This is a genomic window from Pedobacter sp. T50_32 (assembly GCF_057652195.1).
In genome coordinates, this window is the sequence record NZ_JBYFBY010000031.1 from 1 (window position 1) to 244 (window position 244).

Genomic DNA, 244 nt, shown 5'->3' on the forward strand with positions numbered 1-244 from the left:
TTTTCGACTATTAATTCGTTAATGCATTTTTGCTTTAGTTCTTTGTGAAATTGAGATTTGGAACAACGTATTTATTCAGTTTAACCGTTTGTAAGATGGTTCGTTAAAGCCGCTTCCAAACATACACTTATATACTGGATTGGGTTTTGTGCGTTTGGTACGTGTGTTACATTGTAAAACTTCTAACTATGATTCTGATGTTTTTACACCACTCATCATCTTTATTGCAGTAAAATCTGGATTT

The 244-nt window shown here is 32.4% G+C and carries 1 pseudogene; it reads left to right on the top strand.

Features of this window, described 5'->3' with window-relative positions:
• Window positions 1–49: 49 nt before the first annotated feature.
• Window positions 50–244, top strand: a pseudogene (locus tag AC23ME_RS21135) (alanine--tRNA ligase-related protein); the annotation flags it as partial.